The sequence below is a fragment of the Oligoflexus sp. genome (genome assembly GCF_035638955.1).
Taxonomy (GTDB): Bacteria; Bdellovibrionota_B; Oligoflexia; order Oligoflexales; family Oligoflexaceae; genus Oligoflexus.
Map to the genome: position 1 here is coordinate 1 of NZ_DASQYZ010000075.1, position 2,727 is coordinate 2,727.

A 2,727-nucleotide genomic window follows, 5' to 3' on the forward strand; every position below is an offset into this window, starting at 1 on the left:
CTCGTTAATCATGACACCACGAGCGTTGGCATTGCGGAGCAAAAGACCCTCAACAATAATGTAACTGCCTTGCAGTTCGACTGCGGCCCCCCAGCGTCCTGCGCCAGGGTTCTCAATAACAGGAGACTTCATCTCCTGCACTGGCTTATTTTCATCACCATAAGCTTCGATGGTAATCGGAGCTTCAGGGGTGCCCGAATCCTTCACAACCAGTCCTATATCCCAGACTGAACCGCGTTTAAGCCGGACCACATCACCAGGCAGAAGCTTCATGGCGTTGATTTTATTCAGCGACTGCCAGGGCGTTTCAAGCGATGTCTCGGAAGGCACATCCGATCCTGCTACACTGTCGACATAGAAGATCCGGGGGCCACGGGCGGAAGCCGCCAGATTTGAATCACTGCTTCGTGACTCGCATCCCAGGATACCGCCAACCAAAAGCCAGGAAAGAACACCAATCTCAAATCTTTTCATACGTTCACTCCATCAGTTAGACAAGCAATAAGGATACTTTTCCAAATCATTTATCGCGTTTTTCAAAAATCCAATCGCTGTAAGAAATCGGCTCGGTGTAGGGCATTTCCGTTGGGGCTGTGCAGGCACTATCACCTTTTTCAATCTTGAAGCAGGTATTCAAGACTGAAGTTTACCCTTCGTTCGAGCAACCATGCTGCATCTCTCCGTTATTCGATTGCTGCGACTTTGTCGCTGCTGATGTGCTTGCAAAAGTTACCGTGATTTTTGATGTAGCCGTTTAGCAGCAACCACGAGCGAGCTTGAATACTGTAATAGAAGCGTTTCATTTCGAGGCTCACTGGGGGCAACATCCTGGTTCGCGATGAGGCGCCCACCAACAATATTAAGTTGATTTTTTTGAGCTTTTTGATCACAGGCATTTACGATTTGGATGGCGACTACGCTACGAGGCGGGACTCTTGATTTCTTCATGATCATGGCTTCTTTCCTCTTCAACTCAGTCATCACAAATTCCGCAACAACAGTCACTCCTCAAGCCTTACAGGAGTTCGTGAGCCTGTGCTTGAATGGGATTGCGGCCGGGCGGATTGTGGCCCTAAAGCAGTTCTGCGGTTTTAAAAAAAGGCCATTCGACCGAGCCATGGTTTGCAATTCAGCTTGGTCAGACAGGTACTGGGATTCTCGCCACACTGCACGCACCGGACGAGACGGCTCGATATCAAGTGCAGAGATGGGCTGGGTCAGGATTCGTTCAATAAACCCACCACTAGCCTTGGAATCCTTTTCCCGTAAATATTTCACGGCTTGTTGCCTGAATCCATATAACAAATCCTATGCAAAACTACACTGATGAAAATCCGATTGATTACCAGCTCAGGCTTTCGAATTGATCACAGAGTGAAAGTGAGCGTCGGAAAATTGTTGTTCGGGGTTGAAAATTAGATCAGCAGCCCGATTTCATCAATCGCATTCTCAATTGTGTTCTTTTCCTCCTTCTCCAAATGCCTTGTGCAAAGCTTGGAATCGATACGGTGCAGCCCCCATCCTAGCTCAATTTTCAGGGCTGTGAATGCAAGGACGCTCTCCAAGGTAGCTTCCCCCATGGTGTCCATGCCTCTTGTCCTACGCTTGAACTGGCGGTTGCTCTCATTTGGCGTTTCTTTCTCTGACCGCTTTACCACGGTTTCAGATGAGGAGACACCAATTAACCAATGGTTCCATATGGTTTGATGCGATCTGGTAGGGTTGGATGCAATCCTTACCGGCGTCCAACAGCGTCAGTAAAAATTCCAGATATTTTTGCAGAATAATAAGAAGCCGCAATCACGCAGGATAAGTTTCGGTAGCCAATGCTGGGGATTAGTAAGTGGACATGTTAGAAGTTTGCAGATTGAAAGCAGTCAGTGGCCTCGTTTACCTAATCGTCAGAAAAAAAAGGAGTTTTCATGAAAATTCTAATTCCATGGTCCATTCTTCTTCTGCAACTCGGTGGTTGCAGTGGAAACAGTGATCATAGCAAATTAAAGATCACAAATGGGAGGGAGCCTGCCGCGGGAGAATATTCTTCTGTAGTCGTCGTGGATACAGCTTTTGAAGACGGAGAGGGGGCGAGGTGTTCTGGAACGTTTATAACCAGAAATCAGATTTTGACATCAGCCCACTGCGTTGTGAGTGAAAAAACTGGAAAGCCCGGAAGCGCTTCCTACGTGAATATTGAAAGCGATAAAGTCATTAAAATTGCCGAAGCTGTCAGGGTTGAAGCCAATCCAAAGTTCGAATTTGGTTCAGCCGTTCATGACCTAGCGGTTGTTTCTTTTGCCGAGCCTATTGCGCCTTCGTCCTCAGCCATTGCTCAGGAAACTCCGAAACTTGGGACTAAGGTGACGCTTGTGGGGTACGGCCACAATACGGTAACTGTTGATGAAGAAGGTGAAATCCAAAGTGAGACTGGTGCTGGTGTCAAGAGGATCGGAAACGGAACTTTCATCGATTTCGATGCGAAAGATGGAGTTATTTTACTTACTGGCGTTCTTGCTCCAAATCCCAGTATCCCGGATTTTGAAGGCAAATCTGCTGCGATAGCATCAGGCGATTCAGGAGGTCCATTATAAGGATGGGTCCAGCAGCCGGACAGTTCCCCTGTAAAAAACGCAAGGTCCCCCTTCAAGTAACGCGTGCGTGGATCCACAGCCCCGACTATGCAGCCGGGTTTTTCTCTTCGCACTTGGTTTGAACAGTTGCCGCTGGACT

General features: G+C 47.9%; 2 protein-coding genes and 1 pseudogene. 1 reads left to right on the plus strand and 2 read right to left on the minus strand.

Annotated features, from left to right (window positions below; all coding sequences use genetic code 11):
• Nucleotides 1-474, minus strand: a pseudogene (locus VE954_RS07150) (hypothetical protein); the annotation flags it as partial.
• A gap of 255 nt (nt 475-729) precedes the next feature.
• Nucleotides 730-954, minus strand: coding sequence for a hypothetical protein (locus VE954_RS07155; RefSeq protein WP_324951123.1), 225 nt, complete (start codon nt 952-954; stop codon nt 730-732).
• Between the two features lie 968 nt (nt 955-1,922).
• On the opposite strand from VE954_RS07155, the gene VE954_RS07160 reads away from it, so the two are divergent.
• Nucleotides 1,923-2,588, plus strand: a complete 666-nt coding sequence (locus VE954_RS07160) for a trypsin-like serine protease (RefSeq protein ID WP_324951125.1) — start codon at nt 1,923-1,925, stop codon at nt 2,586-2,588.
• The last annotated feature ends 139 nt before the right edge of the window (nt 2,589-2,727 follow it).

Bases quoted from the DNA above. Each gene is read 5' to 3' on its own strand.
- VE954_RS07155 (WP_324951123.1), bottom strand. From the start codon at position 954: ATGATCATGAAGAAATCAAGAGTCCCGCCTCGTAGCGTAGTCGCCATC.
- VE954_RS07160 (WP_324951125.1), top strand. From the start codon at position 1,923: ATGAAAATTCTAATTCCATGGTCCATTCTTCTTCTGCAACTCGGTGGT.